General features: G+C 71.8%; 16 protein-coding genes and 1 other RNA gene. 5 read left to right on the plus strand and 12 right to left on the minus strand.

Annotated features, from left to right (window positions below; genetic code table 11):
* The 4 genes from AB0P29_RS03850 to sigJ all read right to left on the minus strand — a co-directional run bounded on the left by AB0P29_RS03850 (position 1) and on the right by sigJ (position 4,441).
* Positions 1-639 carry a thymidine kinase gene (locus tag AB0P29_RS03850; RefSeq protein WP_363378629.1) on the minus strand — a complete coding sequence of 213 codons (639 nt, stop codon included), beginning with the start codon at positions 637-639 and terminating at the stop codon, positions 1-3.
* Positions 640-648: 9 nt separating this feature from the next.
* Positions 649-2,199, minus strand: a complete 1,551-nt coding sequence (locus AB0P29_RS03855) for a malate:quinone oxidoreductase (protein WP_363378631.1) — start codon at positions 2,197-2,199, stop codon at positions 649-651.
* A gap of 135 nt (positions 2,200-2,334) precedes the next feature.
* On the minus strand, positions 2,335-3,405 hold the full coding sequence (locus tag AB0P29_RS03860; protein ID WP_363378633.1) for an aspartate-semialdehyde dehydrogenase: 1,071 nt from the start codon (positions 3,403-3,405) through the stop codon (positions 2,335-2,337).
* Positions 3,406-3,526: 121 nt separating this feature from the next.
* Positions 3,527-4,441, minus strand: coding sequence for an RNA polymerase sigma factor SigJ (gene sigJ, locus AB0P29_RS03865; protein ID WP_363378635.1), 915 nt, complete (start codon positions 4,439-4,441; stop codon positions 3,527-3,529).
* A gap of 52 nt (positions 4,442-4,493) precedes the next feature.
* Between sigJ and AB0P29_RS03870 the strand changes: the two genes are divergently transcribed.
* Entirely contained in the window at positions 4,494-5,237 is a 744-nt protein-coding gene (locus AB0P29_RS03870; protein ID WP_363378637.1) for an NAD(P)H-binding protein, read from the plus strand.
* Between the two features lie 17 nt (positions 5,238-5,254).
* Here AB0P29_RS03870 and AB0P29_RS03875 read toward each other — a convergent pair whose 3' ends face one another.
* Positions 5,255-6,541 carry an aspartate kinase gene (locus AB0P29_RS03875; protein ID WP_064003044.1) on the minus strand — a complete coding sequence of 429 codons (1,287 nt, stop codon included), beginning with the start codon at positions 6,539-6,541 and terminating at the stop codon, positions 5,255-5,257.
* A gap of 141 nt (positions 6,542-6,682) precedes the next feature.
* Here AB0P29_RS03875 and AB0P29_RS03880 point away from each other — a divergent pair, with 141 nt between their 5' ends.
* Both AB0P29_RS03880 and AB0P29_RS03885 read left to right on the plus strand, forming a co-directional pair.
* Positions 6,683-8,074, plus strand: coding sequence for a threonine/serine exporter family protein (locus AB0P29_RS03880; protein ID WP_363378639.1), 1,392 nt, complete (start codon positions 6,683-6,685; stop codon positions 8,072-8,074).
* A gap of 21 nt (positions 8,075-8,095) precedes the next feature.
* Positions 8,096-8,494, plus strand: a complete 399-nt coding sequence (locus tag AB0P29_RS03885) for a hypothetical protein (RefSeq protein WP_363378641.1) — start codon at positions 8,096-8,098, stop codon at positions 8,492-8,494.
* Here the strand turns inward: AB0P29_RS03885 and recR are convergent, their stop codons facing one another.
* Positions 8,495-9,088, minus strand: a complete 594-nt coding sequence (gene recR, locus AB0P29_RS03890) for a recombination mediator RecR (RefSeq protein ID WP_064003041.1) — start codon at positions 9,086-9,088, stop codon at positions 8,495-8,497.
* A gap of 3 nt (positions 9,089-9,091) precedes the next feature.
* Positions 9,092-11,230: a DNA polymerase III subunit gamma and tau gene (locus tag AB0P29_RS03895; protein WP_363378643.1), complete on the minus strand. Its 2,139-nt coding sequence runs from the start codon at positions 11,228-11,230 to the stop codon at positions 9,092-9,094.
* 93 nt (positions 11,231-11,323) lie between these two features.
* Between AB0P29_RS03895 and AB0P29_RS03900 the strand changes: the two genes are divergently transcribed.
* Positions 11,324-12,430, plus strand: a complete 1,107-nt coding sequence (locus AB0P29_RS03900; protein WP_363378645.1) for an FAD-dependent oxidoreductase — start codon at positions 11,324-11,326, stop codon at positions 12,428-12,430.
* Between the two features lie 2 nt (positions 12,431-12,432).
* On the opposite strand, the gene AB0P29_RS03905 is transcribed toward AB0P29_RS03900, so the two are convergent.
* From AB0P29_RS03905 to ffs, 5 genes are all read right to left on the minus strand, one after another.
* Positions 12,433-15,051, minus strand: a complete 2,619-nt coding sequence (locus tag AB0P29_RS03905) for a glycosyl hydrolase family 65 protein (protein WP_363378647.1) — start codon at positions 15,049-15,051, stop codon at positions 12,433-12,435.
* Positions 15,052-15,097: 46 nt separating this feature from the next.
* Positions 15,098-15,820 (minus strand): HAD-IA family hydrolase, encoded by a 723-nt coding sequence (locus AB0P29_RS03910; protein ID WP_253035247.1) that lies wholly within the window; start codon positions 15,818-15,820, stop codon positions 15,098-15,100.
* A 31-nt stretch (positions 15,821-15,851) separates the two neighbouring features.
* Positions 15,852-17,075, minus strand: a complete 1,224-nt coding sequence (locus AB0P29_RS03915; protein WP_363378649.1) for an acetate kinase — start codon at positions 17,073-17,075, stop codon at positions 15,852-15,854.
* A complete protein-coding gene (gene pta / locus AB0P29_RS03920) occupies positions 17,072-19,207 on the minus strand; it encodes a phosphate acetyltransferase (RefSeq protein WP_064003032.1) in 2,136 nt (711 codons plus the stop codon). Before pta ends, AB0P29_RS03915 begins: the two co-directional genes overlap by 4 nt.
* 51 nt (positions 19,208-19,258) lie before the next feature.
* An RNA gene (gene ffs, locus AB0P29_RS03925) (signal recognition particle sRNA small type) lies at positions 19,259-19,355 on the minus strand.
* Positions 19,356-19,446: 91 nt separating this feature from the next.
* Here ffs and AB0P29_RS03930 point away from each other — a divergent pair.
* Entirely contained in the window at positions 19,447-20,478 is a 1,032-nt protein-coding gene (locus tag AB0P29_RS03930; protein WP_363378651.1) for a MoxR family ATPase, read from the plus strand.
* Positions 20,479-20,554: the final 76 nt, after the last annotated feature.

Genomic DNA, 20,554 nt, shown 5'->3' on the forward strand with positions numbered 1-20,554 from the left:
TCAGCGCAGCCTGCCGCCCGACTCGCGCAGGTAGCACCGGGCGCACATCGACTCGTACGTGACGCGGTCGGCGGACAGTTCGTCGATCGCGACCTGGTCGCCGTCGAAGACGAACCGGCCGCCCACCAGCCGCGCGTTGAACAGCGCCTTGCTGCCGCAGCGGCAGATGGTCTTCAGCTCTTCGAGACTGTGGGCGAGCTCCATGAGTCGCGCCGAGCCCGGGAATGCCCGCGTCTGGAAGTCGGTGCGGATGCCGTAGGCGAGGACGGGGATGCCGTCGTTCACCGCGATCCGCAGCAGGTCGTCGATCTGATCCGGCGCGAGGAACTGCGCCTCGTCGATGAGCAGGCAGGCGACGTCCGTCCGGGTGTCGGGCACGAGTGCCGCCTCGGCGTCGACCTGCACCCGCCGGCGATGCTCCGCGAACAGCGCGCGGGCGTCGTTGTCCGGCCCGATGAGGAAGTCGACCTTGCGCTCGACGCCCAGCCGGCTGGAGATCTGGTCAGCGCCCTTGGTGTCGATCTCGGGCTTGGCCAGCAGCACGTGCTGCCCGCGCTCCTCGTAGTTGAAGGCGGCCTGCAGCAGCGCCGTCGACTTGCCCGAGTTCATCGCGCCGTAGCGGAAGTAGAGCTTCGCCACGGATGCGTCTCAGGCGTTGATCTTGAGGGCAGCCGCGGTCGTCTGCAGGATCTCGCGCGCCGTCTCCGGTGCGTCGTTGAGCGTCCGACCGTACGTGGGGATGAGCTCCTTGAGGGTCGGCTCCCACGCCGGCAGGCGGTCGGCGAAGCAGGTCTTCAGCAGACCCAGCATGATCGACGCGGCCGTGGAGGCGCCCGGCGAAGCGCCCAGCAGTCCTGCGATGGAGCCGTCGGCGGAGCTGACGACCTCGGTGCCGAACTGCAGCACGCCGCCCTTCTTCGGGTCCTTCTTCATGACCTGCGCGCGCTGACCGGCCTGCAGGAGCTGCCAGTCCTCATCGCGAGCGCTGGGCATGAAGTCGCGGAGCGAGTCGACCTTCTTCGCGTGACCCTTGAGGAGCTCGCTGACGAGGTACTTGATGAGACCGGGGTTGTCGATCGCGACCTTGAGCATCGGGAGGATGTTGCCGGGGCGCACCTGGGCGATGATGTCGGTCATCCGACCGTTCTTGAGGAACTTCGGGCTGAAGGTCGCGAACGGGCCGAACAGCAGCGACGCCTCGCCGTCGACGACGCGGGTGTCGAGGTGCGGCACCGACATGGGCGGGGCACCCACCGATGCCTGCGAGTACACCTTCGCCTTATGCTGCGCGACGAGCTCGGGTTTCGAGGTCTTCAGCCACTGGCCGCCGATCGGGAAGACCCCGTAGCCCGAGATCTCGGGGATGCCGGAGCGCTGCAGGAGCTTGATGGCCCAGCCGCCGGCGCCCACGAAGACGAACCGCGCCCGCACCTTGCCGGGAGTGCGCCCGACGGTGCGGCGGTAGGTGACCTCCCACGTGCCGTCCTTCTGACGCTTCAGGTCGCGCACTTCGCGGTTGGTCTCGACGTCGACGCCCTGCGCGGCGAGGTGCTCGAACAGCTGACGGGTGAGGGAACCGAAGTCGACGTCGGTGCCCGCGGGGACACGCGTGGCCGCGAAGGGCTCGCCCTTGCGGCGCTGCTGCATGAGCAGTGGAGACCACTGGTTGATGACGCGCGAGTCCTCGGAGTACTCGATGCCGGCGAACAGCGGCTGTTCCTTGAGCACTTCGTAGCGCTTCTTGAGGAACGCGACATCCTTCTCGCCGCGGACGAAGGTCATGTGCGGCGTCGCGTTGATGAACGTCGACGGCTCGTCGATCACGCCGCGCTCGACGAGGGCGCTCCACAGCTGCCGGGACTGCTGGAACTGCTCGTTGATCCCGATCGCCTTCGCCGGGTCGATCGTGCCGTCGGGTCCTTCGGGCGTGTAGTTCAGCTCGCAGAGGGCCGCGTGCCCCGTACCCGCGTTGTTCCACGCGTTGGAAGACTCCTGCGCGACCTCGGAGAGACGCTCGAACACGCCGATCTTCCAGTCCGGCTCGAGCTGCTGCAGCAGGGTGCCGAGCGTGGCGCTCATGATGCCGCCGCCGATCAGCAGGGCGTCGTACACCTCCGTAGGACTCGCAGCGGCGGGGCTGCTCGCGGCGGCGTTCTCTGCGGCGTGATCGTCTGCTCCGGGATTGTCAGTCACGGTCATCCAGTCTACGTCGCCCGACCACCGGCGATTGCCGTCGGGGCGCCGCCGGCGGTGCAGGAAACACGGTTCTTTCCCCAGGTGAAACGCGGATGCCGGGTGCCGCCGCGCGGGGACGGGGGCACCCGGCATCCACCCTCAGACGCGGGCGCTCAGGTTCGCGGCGACGAGCTCGGCGATCTGGACCGCATTCAGAGCGGCCCCCTTGCGGAGGTTGTCGTTGCTGATGAACAGGACGAGGCCCTTACCCTCGGGCGCGGACTGGTCGGCACGGATGCGGCCGACGAGGCTCGGGTCGGCGCCGGCGGCGGCGAGGGGGGTCGGCACGTCGGCGAGGGCGACCCCCGCGGCGTCGGCGAGGACCTCTCGCGCACGGGCGGGAGTGATGTCGCGCGCGAACTCGGCGTGGACCGACAGCGAGTGGCCCGTGAAGACGGGAACGCGGACGCAGGTCCCGGCGACGCGGAGGTCGGGAAGCTCGAGGATCTTGCGGCTCTCGTTGCGGAGCTTCTTCTCCTCGTCGGTCTCGTCCTCGCCGTCGTCGACGAGGTTGCCGGCGAAGGGGATGACGTTGAACGCGATGGGGGCGACGTACTTCTGCGGCGCCGGGAACTCGACGGCGGCGCCGTCGTGGACGAGACCGATCGCGCCGCCCTGGCCGACCACCGACTCCACCTGGCCGAGCAGCTCCTCGGCCCCCGCTAGACCCGAGCCCGACACCGCCTGGTAGGTGCTGACGGTCAGGCGGACGAGCCCGGCTTCGACGTGCAGGGGCTTGAGCACGGGCATGGCGGCCATGGTCGTGCAGTTCGGGTTGGCGATGATGCCCTTGGGCAGATCCTCGATCGCGTGCGGGTTGACCTCGCTGACGACGAGCGGGACCTCGGGGTCCATCCGCCAGGCGCTCGAGTTGTCGATGACGACGGCGCCCGCCTCGGCGAACCGCGGCGCGTGGGCGCGCGAGCCCGTCGCGCCGGCCGAGAACAGCGCGATCTGGATGCCGGCGGGGTCGGCCGTCGCGACGTCCTCGACGACGATCTCGCGGCCGTCGACCTCGATCGTCGAGCCGGCCGAGCGGGCCGTCGCGAACAGGCGGAGCTCACGGATCGGGAACGCGCGCTCGACGAGGATGTCGCGCATCACCGTCCCGACCTGGCCGGTGGCGCCGACGACGGCGACGGAGAATCCCGAATCGGAGAAGACGGTCATGGTGCGGTTCCTCGGGGGTGCGGCGCCGCGCGACGAGGCGTCGCGACAAGGCGCAGGAGAGCGGGTTCCGGCGATTCTACCGGCGCCGCGGGTGCCGTGATCCGCATGTGTCGCCCGGGCGTCACACCCAGGCGCGCAGCTTGCCCGGGTGGCGCATCATCCAGACGTCCGTGATCCGCTGGCCGTCAGTCGCGAACGTCACGACCGCGGCGACGGCGCCGCCCAGGCGTATGACGAAACCGAGGCCGTCGCCGGTGACCGCCGGCTCGTACACCGCCGCGGACTGCTTCTGAGCCAGCCCGAGCAGGAACCGCGCGACGTGGTCGGCACCGCGCACCGGCCGCCTGGCCGCGGAGACGACCCCGCCGCCGTCCGAGACGAGGACGACGTCGGGCGCGAGCACGCGGACGAGGGCGTCGAGCCGGCCCGTCGCACTCGCGGCGGCGAACGCGGCCACGACCTCGTCGTGCCGGCTGCGCGGGACGGTGGCCCCCGGGCGGCGGCCGACGTGACGACGAGCGGATGCCGCCAGCTGTCGGCACGCGGCGGGCGAACGCCCCAGCACCTCGGCGATCTCCCCGAACGGCACCGTGAACACCTCGTGCAGCACGAACGCCACGCGCTCGGCCGGGGTGAGGGTCTCGAGGACGAGCAGGAGCGCCGTCGAGACGCTCTCCGCCCCGGCGACGGCATCGGCGGGGTCGCCGCCGGCGGACTCGGCGGGGACCGGCTCGGGGAGCCACTCCCCCACGTAGATCTCATGGCGCGCCCGCGCCGAGCCGAGCACGTCGAGACAGATTCGACCCGTCACCCGCATGAGCCAGCCCGCCGGATTCGCGATCTCCGCCCGCTCGGTGTCGCTGAGGCGCACCCAGCGGACGTACGCCTCCTGCACGGCGTCCTCGGCCTCGGCGAGCGTCCCGAGCATGCGATGGGCCGCGGAGACGAGGATGCGGCGGTGCGCGTCGACCTCGCCGGCCGCGGCATCCGGTCGCGTCGCGGCATCCGTCATCGCGATCTCCGTCCCCGGCCTCACATTCACGGAGGCTGCGTCGTCACCACAGTGACACACCTTCGGAAGGGGAGAGATGAAGATCGCAGTGGCAGGCGGAACGGGCACCGTCGGACGACTCGTGGTGGAGCGGGTGCGCGCAGCGGGGCACGAGCCCGTCGTCCTCTCGCGGGCGGCGGGGGTCGATCTGCGCGACCGTGCGGCGACCGATCGCGCACTGGTGGGCGTCGAGGCCCTGATCGACGCGGCCAGCGTCGGGACCACCCGGGCGGCGACGTCGACGGAGTTCTTCCACGCCGCCTCCGGGACGCTCCTCGCGGCGGCCCGGGCGGCTGGTGTGGCGCACGCGGTGCTGCTGTCGATCGTCGGGATCGACCGCAACCCGAACGGCTACTACGCCGGCAAGGTCGTGCAGGGGGAGCTGTTCGAACACGGCACGGTGCCCTGGACGATCCTGCGGGCGACGCAGTTCCACGAGTTCGCCGGGCAGGTGGCGTCGCAGGCACGACTGGGGCCGCTGCAGGTCGCTCCGCGCGCCCGCGTGCAGCCGGTCGCGGCCGCTGAGGTCGCGGCGCGACTGGTCGCCCTCGCCGTCTCGGGACCGCAGGGACGTGCGGCGGACCTCGCGGGGCCCCGCGAGGAACGCCTCGAGCGCATGATCCGGGCGTGGGTGCATCGGGACGGCTCGCGGACCCCCGTCATCCCCGTCGGCATCCCGGGGGCGCAGATGCGCGGCATGCGCGCCGGGCTGAACCTGCCGGCCGCGGGGGCGACACTCGCCGGGCCCACCTTCGACGATTGGCTCGCCGCGCAGGGATGAACCCGGCGGGGCCGTCGTCAGCGACCGGTGCCGGCGTGGACGACGGCCTCGGTGTCGCCGTCGAGACCGTACGCGGTGTGCACGACACGCGCCGCCTCGGCGAGGTCGTCACCGCGGACGACGACCGAGATGCGGATCTCGGAGGTCGAGATCATCTCGATGTTGACGCCCGTCGTCGACAGCGCCTCGAACAGGGTCGCCGAGACGCCCGAGTGGGTGCGCATGCCGGCGCCGACGACCGACAGCTTGCCGATCTGGTCGTCGTGGACGAGCTTGTCGAAGCCGACCGAGCCCTGCTCGACCGACAGGGCGCGCAGAGCCGTGGACGCCTCTGCCTTGGGCAGGGTGAACGAGATGTCGGTGCGCCCGGTGGCGGCGGCCGACACGTTCTGGACGATCATGTCGACGTTCGCGCCGGACTTCGCGACGATCTTGAAGATCTCGGCGGCCTTGCCGGGGACGTCGGGCACGCCGACGACGGTGATCTTGGCCTGGCTGAGGTCGGTGGCGACACCGGTGACGATGGGCTCTTCCATCTCTTCTCCCTCTTCGTGGTCGGGGGCGGTCATCCCCGGACCGAGAACGTACGTGCCGACACCCGAGCTGAAGGTCGAGCGGGCGTGGATCATGACGCCGTGACGGCGGGCGAACTCGACGGCGCGGATGTAGAGCACCTTCGCGCCGTTGGCGGCGAGCTCGAGCATCTCCTCGGACTGGACCGTCGCGAGCTTGCGGGCCTTCGGGACGACGCGCGGGTCGGCGGTGAAGATGCCGTCGACGTCGCTGTAGATCTCGCAGACGTCGGCGTTCAGAGCGGCGGCCAGCGCGACGGCGGTGGTGTCGGACCCGCCGCGGCCGAGGGTCGTGATGTCGCGGGTGTCGCGGCTGAACCCCTGGAAGCCGGCGACGATGACGATCGCGCCCTCGTCGAGCGCCTCACGGACCCGGACGGGGGTGACGTCGACGATGCGGGCGGCGCCGTGCGAGCTGTCGGTGATCATGCCGGCCTGGCTGCCCGTGAACGAGCGCGCCTCGAAGCCCATGGAGTTGATCGCCATCGCGAGCAGGGCCATCGAGATGCGCTCACCGCTGGAGAGCAGCATGTCGAGCTCGCGCGGAGCGGGCAGCGGTGAGACCTGCGAGGCGAGGTCGAGCAGCTCGTCGGTCGTGTCGCCCATCGCGCTCACGGCGACGACGACGTCGTGACCGGCGCGGCGGGCGTCGACGATGCGCTTCGCGACGCGACGGATGCTCTCGGCGTCGGCGACGGACGAACCGCCGTACTTCTGGACGATCAGGGCCATGGTCGGATACTCCCGGGTGGATGCCGGGCGCAGCCGGCGGGCGGAGACTCACGCCCGCCGTCCATCCTACGGAGCGGCCCGTACCGCGACAGCCATGTGACGCGGGCGGACCGCCGGGAGGGCTCATTTAGGCTGGATCCCATGGGACGACGCCAGCTCTTCACGTCGCTGCAGGCCCTCGTCCGCACTCCCGAGAGCTCGGCTCCGCACACCGAGATGCTGCCCGTCATCGACGACGCGTTCGCGGTCGGGGTGCTCGATCTGGCCATCCGCATCGGCGAGTCCATGCTCGCCTCGGGCGCCCCCGCGAGCGAGGTGACGCTCACGATCGTCCGGGTCGCCGGGGTGTACGGCCTCGACCCCGTGCACGTCGACGTCAGCTACAACTCGATCACCGTCGCGCATCACCGCAGCGGCGCCGACCGTCCGATCACGCTCATGCGCGTCGTGCGGAGCCAGGCCCCCGACCACGCCCGTTTGCAGCGGCTGCAGGCCCTCGTCGCGGCGATCCGGGACGGGATGCCGCTGGAGTCCGCGCGCGCCGAGTTCCGGATCGTGCGCCGCACCCCCTTCGCCTATCACCCGCCGGTCATCGTCGGGGCGCAGGCGCTGCTCGCCGTCGGCGTCGCCCTCATGTTCGGCGCGAACTGGCTGGTCATCCTGCTCTCCTTCGTCGCGGCGGCGGGGGCGGCGATTACGCAGTTCCTCCTCGGCCGCGCGCACGTCCCGTTCTTCTTCAGCCAGGTCGCCGGCGCCTTCGTCCTGACCCTCATCGCCGCCGTCGCCCCGCGCCTCGAGGCGACGGGATGGATGGCGGCGCTGGACATCCGACCGTCGGTCATCGTCGCCTCGGGCATCGTGCTCATGCTCGCGGGGCTCACCGTCGTGGGCGCCGCGCAGGACGCGATCGACGGCTTCGCGCTCACGGCGACCGGCCGCATCCTCGAACTCACGACCCAGACCCTGGGTGTCGTCCTGGGCATCCTCGCGGGACTCGAGACGGCGCGCGTCGTCGGGGCGGGGATGGACGCCCCGAACGACCCGCTGCCGTTCGGACCGATCCCCCTGCAGTTCGCGGGCGCCGCGCTCATCGCCGTGTCGGTCACGATCTACAACGGCGCCGGGCTCCGGGTCGTCGCGGTCAGCGTGGCCCTGAGCGTCGTCGCCTGGGCGGGCTACACCGCGGCATCCGCCCTCGGCTTCGAAACCGCGGCCGCCAGCGGCGTGGGCGCGTTCGTGGGAAGCCTCATCGGCATCCTCGCCGCCTACAAGCTGCATGTGCCGTCGGTGGCGATCACGACGGCGGCGATCCTGCCGATGGTGCCCGGCGCGGCCGTGTTCCGCGGCCTCCTCGGCGTCGTCGAGTCCGGGCAGAGCACCGTGCCGCTGCTCATGGGCTTCACGACCCTCGCCTCGGCGGCGACCGTCGGGATCGCGCTGGCCGTCGGCGCGTCGCTCGGCATCTACGTCGGTCAGCCGCTGCGCGCGACGCTCGGCACCGTCATCCGCGCCCGCGCGCGCGAGCGGTCCTGAGCTCTCCCCTAGGCTCTCCGCATGAGCTCTGCGAGTGACGCGATCTGGAACCGGGCCGTCGATTTCGACGTCGCCGCGACGCTGGCGGGCGACCTCGCCGCCCGACGAGTCCTCACCTTCCACGGCATGGTCCAGAACGGCGGATTCTGGTACGCGATCGAGGTGCACTCGACCGATGACGAGTTCCCCCTGAACGCGATCGCCGACGGCTACCGCACCCTCGGACTCGAAGCGACCGCCGAGTCCGTGGACCGAGCAGCGTCCGAGTACGACGAGACGGCGGGGATCGGCGACGAAGAGGCGTGGGGCGAGGCCGAGGAGCGTGTGAACGGCGAGTACCGCCTCGAGGACGAGGACATCCTCGCGGCCATCGAGCGCACGCTCGCCCAGGAGCCGGAGCTGTTCGCCCCGACCGACTGACTAGACCGCGCGGCGGCCTTCGAAGGCACGCCCGAGGGTGACCTCGTCGGCGTACTCGAGGTCTCCGCCGACCGGGAGTCCCGACGCGAGCCTGGTCACCCGGATCTCGAGGGTGTGGAGCAGGCGGCTCAGGTAGGTCGCGGTCGCCTCGCCCTCGAGGTTCGGGTTGGTCGCGAGGATCACCTCGGTGACGGTGCCGTCGGCGAGGCGCTGCATGAGCTGCGCGATGCGGAGGTCGTCGGGACCGATACCCGCCATGGGGCTGATCGAGCCGCCGAGCACGTGGTACAGCCCCCGGAACTCGCGGGTGCGCTCGATCGCCGAGACGTCCTTCGCGTCCTCGACGACGCAGATGAAGGTGCGGTCGCGACGGGGGTCGCGGCAGATGGAGCACTGCGTCTGCTCCGACACGTTGCCGCAGATCTCGCAGAACCGCACCCGCTCACGCAGCTCGGACAGCAGCTGCGCGAGCCGGGAGACGTCGAAGGACGGCGTCTGCAGGATGTGGAACGCGATGCGCTGCGCCGACTTCGGGCCGATGCCAGGAAGGCGCCCGAACTCGTCGATCAGGTCTTGGACGATGCCGTCGTACATGGGTCAGTTGAACCTCGTCGGCGGCGTGTACGGCTCCTCGCGGATGAACCGGGCGCCGAGCAGTTGGCGGACCGCCGCCTCGCCGACCCGCTCGATGCCGCCCGGACGCGGCGCGCGCGGCGGCTCGGCGGCGAGCCGCGTGGGCGGCGGGGTGTGGACCGGGACGGGCGCGTCGACATCCACCGGCGGCGGCACGTCGTCCTCGTCGTCGTCGGGTGCCTCGGCGGGCAGAACATCGCCCTCCCGCGGCGCGGTGAGCGTGCGGACCGGCGCGGGGGCCGCATCCTCGGGCTCCTCGTCGACCGCGAACTGCGCGGCGGGCGCACCGTCGTCGGAGGGGATGGGAGCGACCGCCCACTCGGTGACGGGCGCGGCGGCCGCGGGTGCGGTCCGCGGGGCGGCGGACGGCGGACGGGATGCCGCGGGTGCAGCGGCGCCGCCGGGGCCGGACGAGGGCGTCGCGGCCGGCGGGGCCGTCGGGGCGGGCGGGACGTCGGGTCCGACGCCGCCGGGCGGCGGCGGGGTCGGGTCGGTGTCGTGCCGCGTGAGGTACTTCACCCGCACGCCGAGCACCGACAGGATCGCGGTGCGCAGATCCTCGCTCGGCCCCTTGCCCGCGCTCAGCTTCTTGAACGACTGCACGTCGGCGTGGCTCTGGAACGACAGCGTGAGGATGTCGCCCTCCGCATATGCCACCGGCCGGGACGCGCTCGCGATCATCCACGACGTGCGGCTGAGGTCTTCGAGCCGGCGGAGGATCTCGGGCCACGAGTCGCGGATCTGCGCGAACGTCACCGGCCCGGTCGGGACGGGCGGCTCGGGCAGGGCCGCCGGGGCCGGCTCGGGCGCCGACGGGGCGGGCGCCGCGGCGGCCCCTGCGCCGGGAGCGGCGGGAGCGGATACCGGGGGCGTCGCGCGGGGTTCCACCACGGCGGGCGCCGGCGCCGCAGGTACCGGCGTCGCAGCGACCGGCGCGGAGGAGACCGGCGCGGAGGCGACCGGCGCGGGCGCCGAGGGCGCGGCCGCGGCGGGCGCACCGGCATCCGTCGCCGCGAGGACACGGGCCACGAGAAGCTCGAGCTGCAGGCGGGGCGAGGTCGTGCCGGTCATGTCGTCGAGCGCGGTGACGACGAGGTCGGCGATCCGCGAGAGCCGGTCGGTGCCGAACGCAGCCGCCTGGCGCCCCATGCGCTCGAGCTCGTCGGCCGGCACACCGCGCAGCACGGCGCGGGCGCCCTCGCCGGTCGCCGCCACGATGATGAGGTCGCGCAGGCGCTCGAGCAGGTCGTCGACGAAACGTCGCGGGTCCTGACCGGTCTGAACGACGCGGTCGACGGCGCCGAAGGCCGCGGCGGCATCGTGCGACGAGAACGCGTCGACGACCTCGTCGAGCAGTTCGGCGTGCGTGTAGCCGAGCAGGGCGACCGCGCGCTCGTAGCCCACGGCGCCGTCCTCGGAGCCGGCGATGAGCTGGTCGAGGAGCGAGAGGGTGTCGCGCGGCGATCCACCGCCGGCGCGGACGACGAGGGGCAGGACACCGGGCTCGACCGTCACGCCCTCGCTGGCGCAGAGCTGCTCGACGTACTCGAGCATGGCGGCGGGGGCGACGAGGCGGAACGGGTAGTGGTGGGTGCGCGAGCGGATCGTGCCGATGACCTTCTCGGGCTCGGTCGTCGCGAAGATGAACTTCACGTGCGCGGGGGGCTCCTCGACGAGCTTCAGGAGCGCGTTGAAGCCCTGCGCCGTGACCATGTGCGCCTCGTCGAGGATGAAGATCTTGAAGCGGTCGCGCGCGGGGGCGAAGACGGCGCGTTCGCGCAGGTCGCGCGCATCGTCGACACCGTTGTGCGAGGCGGCGTCGATCTCGACGACGTCGAGCGAACCGCCGCCGCCGCGGCTGAGCTCCTTGCAGGAGTCGCACTCGCCGCACGGGATGTCGGTCGGGCCCTGCGCGCAGTTGAGGCAGCGCGCGAGGATGCGGGCCGAGGTGGTCTTGCCGCAGCCGCGGGGACCGGAGAAGAGGTAGGCGTGGCCGACCCGGTCGCTGCGCAGCGCCGTCATGAGCGGCTCGGTCACCTGGCTCTGCCCGATCATCTCGCCGAAGGACTCCGGGCGATAGCGGCGGTACAGAGCGGTGGTCACCACAACAGACTACGGCGTGGCGCCGACATCCGATCCGGCGCCGAGGCTCCGGGCACCGGGAACAGCCGGGGTCGGTCTCACGTTGCAGCCGTCATGTCCCCCGAGCCCGTCGACGTCGCCGTGATCGGCGCGGGGCAGGCCGGGCTCAGCGCCGCCTACCATCTGCGTCACCGCGGTTTCGTCCCACTCCGGGACGCCCAGGCGGAGGCGCCCACGTTCGTCGTCGTGGACGCCGAGACGCATGCCGGGGGCGCGTGGCAGCACCGGTGGCCGTCGCTGCGGATGGGCACGGTCAACGGCATCCACGAGCTCCCCGGCTACGCCGTGCCGCCGGCGGATCCGCGGGCGGCCAGCCGGGAGGTCCTGCCGGAGTACTTCACTGCCTACGAGGCGCGGTTCGAGCTCGCGGTCCGTCGCCCCGTGCAGGTGCGCGCCGTCCGACGGGCCGACGACGACCCGCGCGGCCGGCTGATCGTCGAGGCGGACACCAGCGACGGCGCCCACGCCTGGGCGGCGCGGTACGTCATCAACGCCACGGGCACGTGGCGGAAGCCCTTCTGGCCGACCTACCCCGGGCAGGCGACGTTCACCGGCCGGCAGCTGCACGTGCACGACTACCGCTCGGCCGAGGAGCTCCGCGGTCGACGCGTCGTCATCGTGGGCGCCGGGGTCTCGGCGATCCAGCTGCTCGACGAGATCTCCGCCGTCTCGGACACCTTCTGGGTCTCACGCACCGAACCGCAGTGGGATGCCGTCGCGTTCGACACCGCAGCGCGCATCCAGGCGATCGCCGGAGTCGAGGAGCGCGTGCGGCAGGGGCTGCCGCCGGGGAGCGTCGTCTCGGTCACCGGCGCGCACTGGTCGCCGTGGGCGCAGGCGGCGAAGGACCGGGGCGCCCTGGTGTGGCATCCGATGTTCCGCGCGATCGAGCCGGATGGGGTGCGGATGCCGGACGGCACCCTCGAGCGCGCGGACGTCATCCTGTGGGCGACCGGCTTCCGCGCCGACATCGCCCACCTCGCGCCGCTGGGCCTGCGCACCCCCGCCGGCGGCGTGAGGGTGCGCGACACCCGCGCGATCGACGAGCCGCGGCTGTTCCTCATCGGCTACGGCCCGTCGCAGTCGACGATCGGCGCGAACCGCGCCGGTCGCGACGCCGTCCGCGCGATCGTTCGCGAGCGCGCCACCGCGACGGTCTGAACTCAGACGGTCGCGGTCACATCACCCGCGTCGATCGCCGGAAACTGCTGCGTCCGGATGTCGGGCTCGAACGCCTGCTGCGCCGCGGCATCCGCCTGGTCCTCGTCCGCCGTCACGATCGGGATCGTGCCGGTGTGCACCGGGACCGAGGTCGCGGCCGTCGCGTCGGGGACGGATGCCGACAGCAGCGTGCCGTCCTCGCGCAGTTGCTCGCCGATCTGGCGGAGGGTGGGGCGTCCCGGGATCACCGGGCCCTGGCCGTCGAGGTGCACGGTCACCGTCTCGCCGCCGGCGACCGTGTACCCGGCGCCGCGGACCGTGAACGACACGGCGTCGCCGTCGTCAGCGGTGACCGTCATCTCGTCGCGGCGGACCGTGATCCGCAGGCGCGTGCCGTGCCAGTGGAGCGTGTACGACAGCGACGGCCAGTCGGCGGGCAGGCGCGGGTCGAAGCTGAGCGCCCCGCGGTGATCGCGCATGCCGCCGAACCCGGCGACGAGCGCCGTCCAGACGCCGCCGGCGGAGGCGACGTGGACGCCGTCGGACGCGTTGCTGTGCAGGTCGCCGAGGTCGACGAACGCCGACTCGCGGAAGTACTCCAGCGCGAGGTCCTGGTACCCGACCTCGGCGGCGAGGATCGCCTGCACGACCGCCGAGAGCGTGGAGTCGCCCGTCGTCAGCGCGTCGTAGTACTCGAAGTCGGCGAGCTTCTCGGCCGGGGTGAACTGGTTGCCCTGCAGGAACAGGGCGAGCACGACGTCGGCCTGCTTGAGGACCTGGTACCGGTAGATCACCAGCGGGTGGAAGTGCAGCAGGAGCGGGCGCTGCTCGGCGGGGGTGTTCTCGAGGTCCCACACCTCGCGCTCGAGGAAGACGGCGTCCTGGGGGTGGATGCCGAGGGCCTCGCTGTACGGGATGTGCATCGCCTCGCCGGCGCTCTGCCACGCGACCGGCTCGGCCTCGTCGAGATCGAGACGGTCGACCATCGCGCGGTAGGCCTCGGGCTGGTCGACGGCCATCTCGCGCACGACGCGCGCGGCGTAGCGCAGGTTGTACCGCGCCATGACGTTCGTGAACAGGTTGTCGTTGACGACCGTCGTGTACTCGTCGGGACCGGTCACCCCGTGGATGTGGAAGCTCTCGGGCTCGCCCGTCTCGGTGAACCGCCAGAACCCGAGGGTCGCCCACAGCCGCGCCGTCTCGACGAGGATGTCGACGCCCTCGCGGTGCAGGAAGTCGGTGTCCCCCGTCGCGCGGACGTACTTGCCGAGCGCGAAGGCGACGTCGGCGTTGATGTGGTACTGCGCGGTGCCGGCGGCGTAGTAGGCCGAGGCCTCCTCGCCGTTGATCGTGCGCCACGGGAACAGGGCGCCCGCCTCGTTCAACTGCCCCGCGCGCTTCCGTGCCGCGGGGAGCATGAGGTACCGCATCCGCAGCGCGTTCCGCGCCCAGAGCGGCGTCGTGTACGCGAGGAACGGCAGGACGTAGACCTCGGTGTCCCAGAAGTAGTGGCCGCTGTAGCCCGAGCCGGTCACACCCTTCGCGGGCACGCCGAGCGAGTCGGCGCGCGCGGCCGCCTGGGCGAGCTGGTACAGGCACCACCGGGTCGCCTGCTGCAGGTCGTCGTGCCCCTCGATGAGCACGTCCGACCGCTCCCAGAACGCCTGCACCCAGGCCTCCTGCCGCTCGAACAGCCGCTCGATGCCCTCGTGCTCGATCCGGTCGAGCGTGCGGCGGGCGCGCTCGACGAGCTCGCGCGCGGGGACGCCGCGGGAGGTGTGGTACGCGACGGCCTTCGTGATCGTCACCGGCACACCCTGCGTCGCCTGCACCCGGAAGACGTTCTTGGCGACGTCGGGCTCGACGAGCGAGCGCGACGAGTATTCGTTCTCGGTCTCGACGAGGTGGTCGGCGACGACGGCGACCGTCATGCCGGACTCGGTGACCTTGTACGACAGCGCGGCGCGGGTGCCGTCCTGCCAGTAATCCTCGGGCTGCAGCACCCGGTTCGCGAAACCGTCGGCCTTGCGGGGGTCGAAACCGGCCTTTGCTTGCTTGCCGAGCCCCGGACCGCCGTACACGTCCTGGCCGTCCTGCCGGTTGATCATCTGGCAGCTGACCGTGACCGGGGCATCCGCGTTCAGCACCGTGACCGAGATGCGCATGACGGCGACGTGGCGCTCCTCGAAGGAGACCATGCGCTCGTAGTCGATGACGACGTCCTTGCCGCTCGGGGTCATCCACCGGATGTGGCGGGTCAGCACTCCCCGGCGCATGTCGAGGGCGCGCTCGTATTCGCGCATGTCCGCGATGTCGAGGGAGAGCGGCTCGTCGTCGACGTAGACGCGCATGACCTTGCTGTCGGGCGCGTTGATGATCGTCTGCCCGACCTCGGCGAAGCCGAAGGCGCGCTCGGCGTGGCGGATCGGGAACACCTCGTGGAAGCCGTTCAGGAACGTGCCGTGCTCGTGCGCGTTGCGCCCCTCGGGGTGGTTGCCCCGCAGGCCCAGATAGCCGTTGCCCTCGGCGAACAGCGTCTCGGTGACGCCGACGTCGTCGAGCGAGAACGAGGTCTCGACGAGACGCCACGGGTCCACGGGAAAACGATGACGATCGATCATGCGGGGGTCCTTCTTCGGGTGTCAGGACGACAGGGGATGCCGCGGGTCAGGCGAAGACGGCGAGGTCGTCCACGACGACGTGCGCCCCGGCGTCACGCAGCGCCTGGGCTCCGGCGCCGCGGTCCACACCCACCACGAGACCGTACCCGGCGGAGGCGGCCGATCGCACGCCCGAATGCGCGTCCTCGACGGCGGCGCTGCGCGCGGGGTCCACCCCGAGCATCTCGGCGGCGCGCGCGAAGACGTCGGGCGCGGGCTTGGAGGCGAGGTGCTCGGACTCGGCCACGACGCCGTCCATGATGACCGGGAAGCGGTCGATGATGCCGGCGACCGTCAGGACCTCGCGGGCGTTCTTCGAGCTCGAGACCACGGCGATGGGGACGCCGGCGGCCTGCAGCTTCTCGACGAGGGCGAGCGAGCCCGGGTACGGCGCGATGCCGTCGGCGCGCAGCACGCGCTCGAAGACGACGTTCTTGCGGTTGCCGATCCCGCAGATCGTGTCGACCGAGGGGTCGTCGGACGGGTCGCCCCACGGCACCTCGACGTCGCGCGAGCGCAGCAGGCTCGCGACGCCGTCGTACCGCTTCTTGCCGTCGAGGTGCTCGAAGTAGTCGCTCTCGCGGTAGGCGGGCTCGACGCCCCACGAGGCGAACAGCTCCGTGAACATGCTCTGCCAGGCGTGCATGTGGACCTCGGCCGTGGGGGTCAGCACACCGTCGAGGTCGAAGAGGACTCCGTCGAAACGGGTGAGGTCGGGAAGCTCAGCCATCGTCACCGGACCAGCGTAACGGCCGCGCACGTCAGGCCGTCGCGACGGCGTGGGCCTGGCGCGCGATCTCGAGCTCCTCATCGGTAGGGACGACGAGGACCGTCACGGGAGAGTCGTCGGTCGAGATGACGCGGATGCCGCTCTCGCCCGACGTGTTGCGCTCGGCATCCAGGTGGACACCGGCGAAGCCGAGGGTCTCGAGGGCCGCGGCGCGCACGACGGCGGAGTTCTCGCCCACGCCCGCCGTGAACGAGATGACGTCGACGCCGCCGAGCTGCGCGAGGTAGGCGCCGAGGTAGGCGCGGAGCCGGTGGATGTAGACGTCGAAGGCGAGCTGCGCGTCGGCATCCCCCTCCCGTCGGCGGGTGTCGATGTCGCGCATGTCGGACGCGCCGGCGAGCCCCAGGAGGCCGCTGCGCTTGTTGAGGAAGGCGTCGAGCTCACCGGGGCCCATGTCCTCGCGCCGGGCGAGCACCCCGAGCACCGACGGGTCGATGTCGCCGGAGCGCGTGCCCATCACGAGCCCCTCGAGTGGCGTGAGCCCCATCGAGGTGTCGACCGACTCGCCGCCGCGGATGGCCGTCGCCGACGCCCCGTTGCCCAGGTGCAGCACGATCTGCGACAGCTCAGCGAGCGGCCGCCCGAGGAAGGCCGCAGCCGCTTCGCTCACGAACTTGTGACTCGTGCCGTGGAAGCCGTACTTGCGGATGCGGTGCTTCTGCGCCGTCTCGCGGTCGATCGCGTAGGTGTATGCCGCGGCCGGCATGGTCTGGTGGAAGGCCGTGTCGAACACCGCGACGTGGGGGACGTCGGCGAAGGCGGCGCGCGCCGCGCGGATGCCCTGCAGCGCCCCCGGGTTGTGCAGCGGTGCGAGGGCCGACAGTTCGTCGATGTTGATCTCGACGAGGGGCGTGATGAGGGTCGGCTCGAAGAAGCGCGCGCCGCCCTGCACGACGCGGTGACCGACGGCGACCGGGCGCGCGTTCTCGAGGGAGGGACCCTGGGCCGCGAAGGCCTCGAGCATGACGGCGAACCCGGCGGTGTGGTCGGGGATCGCGCGCTCGATGCGCGAGGTGGCCTTCGTCGCCGTGACCGCGGCGCCCTCCCCGCCGAGGAAGACGGTGTGGGTCGCGATGCCCGACTCCTCGCCGATCCGCTCGACCAGACCGGAGGCGAGGGGACGCTCGGTGGCGACGTCGACGAGCTGGTACTTGAACGAGGACGAGCCGCTGTTGATGACGAGGACGGGGGTCATGCGCGGGCCTCCGGGGACGCGGCATCCGCGTTCTGCGCCTGGATCGCGGTGATCGCGATCGTGTTGACGATGTCCTCGACGAGGGCACCGCGGGAGAGGTCGTTGATGGGTTTGTTCAGGCCCTGCAGGACCGGACCCATCGCCACCGCGCCGGCCGAGCGCTGCACGGCCTTGTAGGTGTTGTTGCCCGTGTTGAGATCGGGGAAGACGAAGACGGTCGCCCGACCGGCGACATCCGACCCGGGCATCTTCGTCGCCGCGACGGCCGCGTCGGTCGCGGCGTCGTACTGGATCGGACCCTCGACGAGGAGCTCCGGAGCACGCTCGCGCACGAGCGCGGTCGCCTCGCGCACCTTCTCGACGTCGGCACCCGACCCGGACTCGCCGGTCGAGTACGAGAGCATGGCGACGCGCGGCGAGATGCCGAACTGCTCCGCCGTGGCCGCGGACGAGACGGCGATGTCGGCGAGCTGGGCCGCCGTCGGGTCGGGGATGACCGCGCAGTCGCCGTAGACGAGCACGCGGTCGGCGAGCGCCATGAGGAACACGCTCGAGACGACGTCGACGCCGGGTTTGGTCTTGATGATCTCGAACGCCGGACGGATGGTGTGCGCCGTCGTGTGCGCCGCGCCCGACACCATGCCGTCGGCGAGCCCGAGGTGCACCATGAGCGTGCCGAAGTAGGAGACGTCGGTGACCGTGTCGGCGGCCTGTCGGAACGTGACGCCCTTGTGCGCGCGGAGGCGCTCGTACTCGCGGGCGAACTTGTCGACGTGGACGGCGTCGAAGGGGCTGAGCACCTCGGCGGCGCGGATGTCGAGACCCAGCTCGAGGGCACGCGCGTGCACCTCGATGGGCTCGCCGAGGATCGTGATGTCGGCGATCCCGCGCGCGAGCGCGGTGGCGGCCGCGCGCAGGATGCGGTCGTCGCCGCCCTCGGGCAGCACGATGCGGCGACGCTCGCGCCGGGCGCGTTCGATCAGCCCGTACTGGAACATGAGGGGCGTGACCACCTGCGAGCTCGCGAGGCCGATGCGTCGGAGGAGGTCGTCGGTGTCGACGTGCTGCTCGAACAGCGCCAGGGCCGTGTCGTACCGGCGCTGCGAGTGCGCGGCCAGCCGGCCGCGGGCGCTCATGATGCCGCGCACGGTCTCGTACGTGCCCTGATCGGTCGCAAGGATCGGGAGGTTCGAGTCGAGGCCGTCGATGAGGCGCTCGACGTGCTCGGGGAGCTCGAACGGGCCGTAGAGGACGATGCCCGACAGCGAGGGGAACGTCCCCGACGCGTTGGCCAGGAGCGCCGCGAGCAGCACCTCGGTGCGATCGGCCGCCACGGCGAGGATCGCGGCCTCCTCGAGCCGCGGCAGGACGTTGTTGAGCGACATTCCCGCGACGACGACGTGGAGCACCTCGCGGTCGAGCAGCGCCTCGTCTCCCTTCACGAGCGTCGCGCCGAGCGAACGGGCGACGTCGCCGACCGACGGGGCCACGAGGTAGGCGTCCTCGGGGATCGCCCAGACCCCGATGTCGCCCGCTGCGGCGGGGACGGCGCGGACGGCCGCGACGATGTCGTCGAGGTGCGCGGGGTCGGCGCGGTTGACCACGACGGCGAAGATGCCGGCGCGCTCGTGGGTGATCTCGGACAGCGCGAGGGTCGCGAGGTTGCCGACCTGGGCGGGTGTCAGCCCACCGGCATCCGTCTGCCGCTCGCCGTCGGCGGCCTGCCCCGACAGCACCACGAGGACGGGCGCCCCCAGGTTGGCCGCGATGCGGGCGTTGTAGCCGAGCTCGGCGGGACTGCCGACGTCGGTGTAGTCGCTGCCGACGATGACGACCGCGTCGCACTGGGCCTCGACCGCCTTGTACCGCTCGACGATGCGGCCGAGGGCCGCCTCGGGGTCGGCGCGGACCTCGTCGTAGGTGGCCCCGATGCACTCGTCGTAGCCGAGGTCGACGCCGTCGTGATCGAGGAGCATCTCGAGCACGTAGTCGCGCTCCTCGGTCGAGCGCGCGATCGCGCGGAACACCCCGACGCGAGGCGACCGGCGGCTGAGGGTGTCGAGCACGCCGAGGGCGATCGTCGACTTGCCCGAGTGACCTTCCGCGGAGGTGATGTAGATGCTCTGAGCCACGCTCCCAGCCTAGGGTCGCGGCCGATGGGCGGGCTGGGAGGCGCCGGGCAAAAGAAAGACTCTCCGCGAACCCGGCAGAGCCTGGTTACCCTTGCTACGTTTCCGTCCTGGGGGAGTTGGCCTGGATGCCGTCTCGCGGAGAGCTGCTGCAAGTCTACCCGACGTCGGGCGCCCGCCCGTGACGGGCGGGTTAGCATCGGGTCGGGCGCGCTGATGCGCCGACCGCGTGAGGGGGACGGATGACCGACGACCAGACGACGATGACGGCGCCGGGGGGCGCTTCCACGTCACGGGCAGCGACCGGAGTGGATGCCGCGGTGTTCGCCGAGACCACCGATGCCCTCATCTCCTCGGTGTCGCAGGTCATCGACGGCAAGCCGGACGCCGTCCGCGCCGCGCTCGTGTGCCTGCTCGCCGAGGGGCACCTCCTCATCGAGGACGTCCCGGGCGTCGGCAAGACGATGCTCGCCCGCGCGCTGGGCGCCTCGATCCGGGCGACCGTGCGCCGCATCCAGTTCACGCCCGACCTGCTGCCGAGCGACGTCACCGGGGTGAGCGTCTACGACCAGTCCGAGGGCAGGTTCGAGTTCAAGCCGGGGGCGATCTTCGCCCACGTCGTCATCGCGGACGAGATCAACCGCTCGTCGCCCAAGACCCAGTCGGCCCTCCTCGAGGCCATGGAGGAGCGCCAGGTCACGGTCGACGGTACGAGCCGCGTCCTCCCCGACCCGTTCCTCGTCGTCGCGACGCAGAACCCGCTCGAGATGGAGGGCACCTACGCCCTTCCCGAGGCGCAGCGCGACCGCTTCATGATGCGCATCTCGATGGGATACCCGGATGCCGCGAACGAGGCGCTCATGCTCCGCCAGCGCGACAGCGGCAACCCGCTCGAGGCGATACGCCCCGTGATCTCGGCCGAACGCGTCGCCGCCCTCATCGCCTGGGCGCGCTCGGTGCACGTCTCCCCCGCCGTCGAGGAGTACGCCGTCGCGCTCTCGCGGGCGACGCGCGAGCACAGCGACCTGCGGCTGGGGGCGAGCCCGCGCGCGACGCTGCAGCTCGTCCGCGCCGCGAAGGTGTGGGCGGCGCTCGAGGGCCGTGAGTACGTGATCCCCGACGACCTCGTGACGCTGCTCGAACCCGTCTTCGCCCACCGCCTCATCGCCGCCCGCGGCGGTGCGATGGCGCGCGGCCGGGGCGGCGCCGACCTCGTGACGTCGGTGCTCGACTCGGTGGTGCGTTCGGTGCGCGTCCCCGTCGCCGCGCGCTGAGCGGTCCGACGACATGACGCGATGGCCTCTGACCCCTCGGGGCACAGGAGCGGTCCTGGTCGGACTCGCTTCGTTC

Origin of the sequence: Microbacterium sp. NPDC080220, from assembly GCF_040686395.1 — a bacterium.
Classification (GTDB): domain Bacteria; phylum Actinomycetota; class Actinomycetes; order Actinomycetales; family Microbacteriaceae; genus Microbacterium; species Microbacterium gawkjiense.

Excerpts from the sequence above, each read along its gene's own strand:
- AB0P29_RS03885 (WP_363378641.1), top strand. The coding sequence starts at position 8,096 with ATGAGCTCTGCGAGTGACGCGATCTGGAACCGGGCCGTCGATTTCGAC.
- AB0P29_RS03880 (WP_363378639.1), top strand. The coding sequence starts at position 6,683 with ATGGGACGACGCCAGCTCTTCACGTCGCTGCAGGCCCTCGTCCGCACT.
- AB0P29_RS03855 (WP_363378631.1), bottom strand. The coding sequence starts at position 2,199 with ATGACCGTGACTGACAATCCCGGAGCAGACGATCACGCCGCAGAGAAC.
- AB0P29_RS03870 (WP_363378637.1), top strand. The coding sequence starts at position 4,494 with ATGAAGATCGCAGTGGCAGGCGGAACGGGCACCGTCGGACGACTCGTG.
- recR (WP_064003041.1), bottom strand. The coding sequence starts at position 9,088 with ATGTACGACGGCATCGTCCAAGACCTGATCGACGAGTTCGGGCGCCTT.
- AB0P29_RS03900 (WP_363378645.1), top strand. The coding sequence starts at position 11,324 with ATGTCCCCCGAGCCCGTCGACGTCGCCGTGATCGGCGCGGGGCAGGCC.
- AB0P29_RS03930 (WP_363378651.1), top strand. The coding sequence starts at position 19,447 with ATGACCGACGACCAGACGACGATGACGGCGCCGGGGGGCGCTTCCACG.
- AB0P29_RS03915 (WP_363378649.1), bottom strand. The coding sequence starts at position 17,075 with ATGACCCCCGTCCTCGTCATCAACAGCGGCTCGTCCTCGTTCAAGTAC.
- AB0P29_RS03860 (WP_363378633.1), bottom strand. The coding sequence starts at position 3,405 with ATGACCGTCTTCTCCGATTCGGGATTCTCCGTCGCCGTCGTCGGCGCC.
- AB0P29_RS03910 (WP_253035247.1), bottom strand. The coding sequence starts at position 15,820 with ATGGCTGAGCTTCCCGACCTCACCCGTTTCGACGGAGTCCTCTTCGAC.
- AB0P29_RS03905 (WP_363378647.1), bottom strand. The coding sequence starts at position 15,051 with ATGATCGATCGTCATCGTTTTCCCGTGGACCCGTGGCGTCTCGTCGAG.
- AB0P29_RS03875 (WP_064003044.1), bottom strand. The coding sequence starts at position 6,541 with ATGGCCCTGATCGTCCAGAAGTACGGCGGTTCGTCCGTCGCCGACGCC.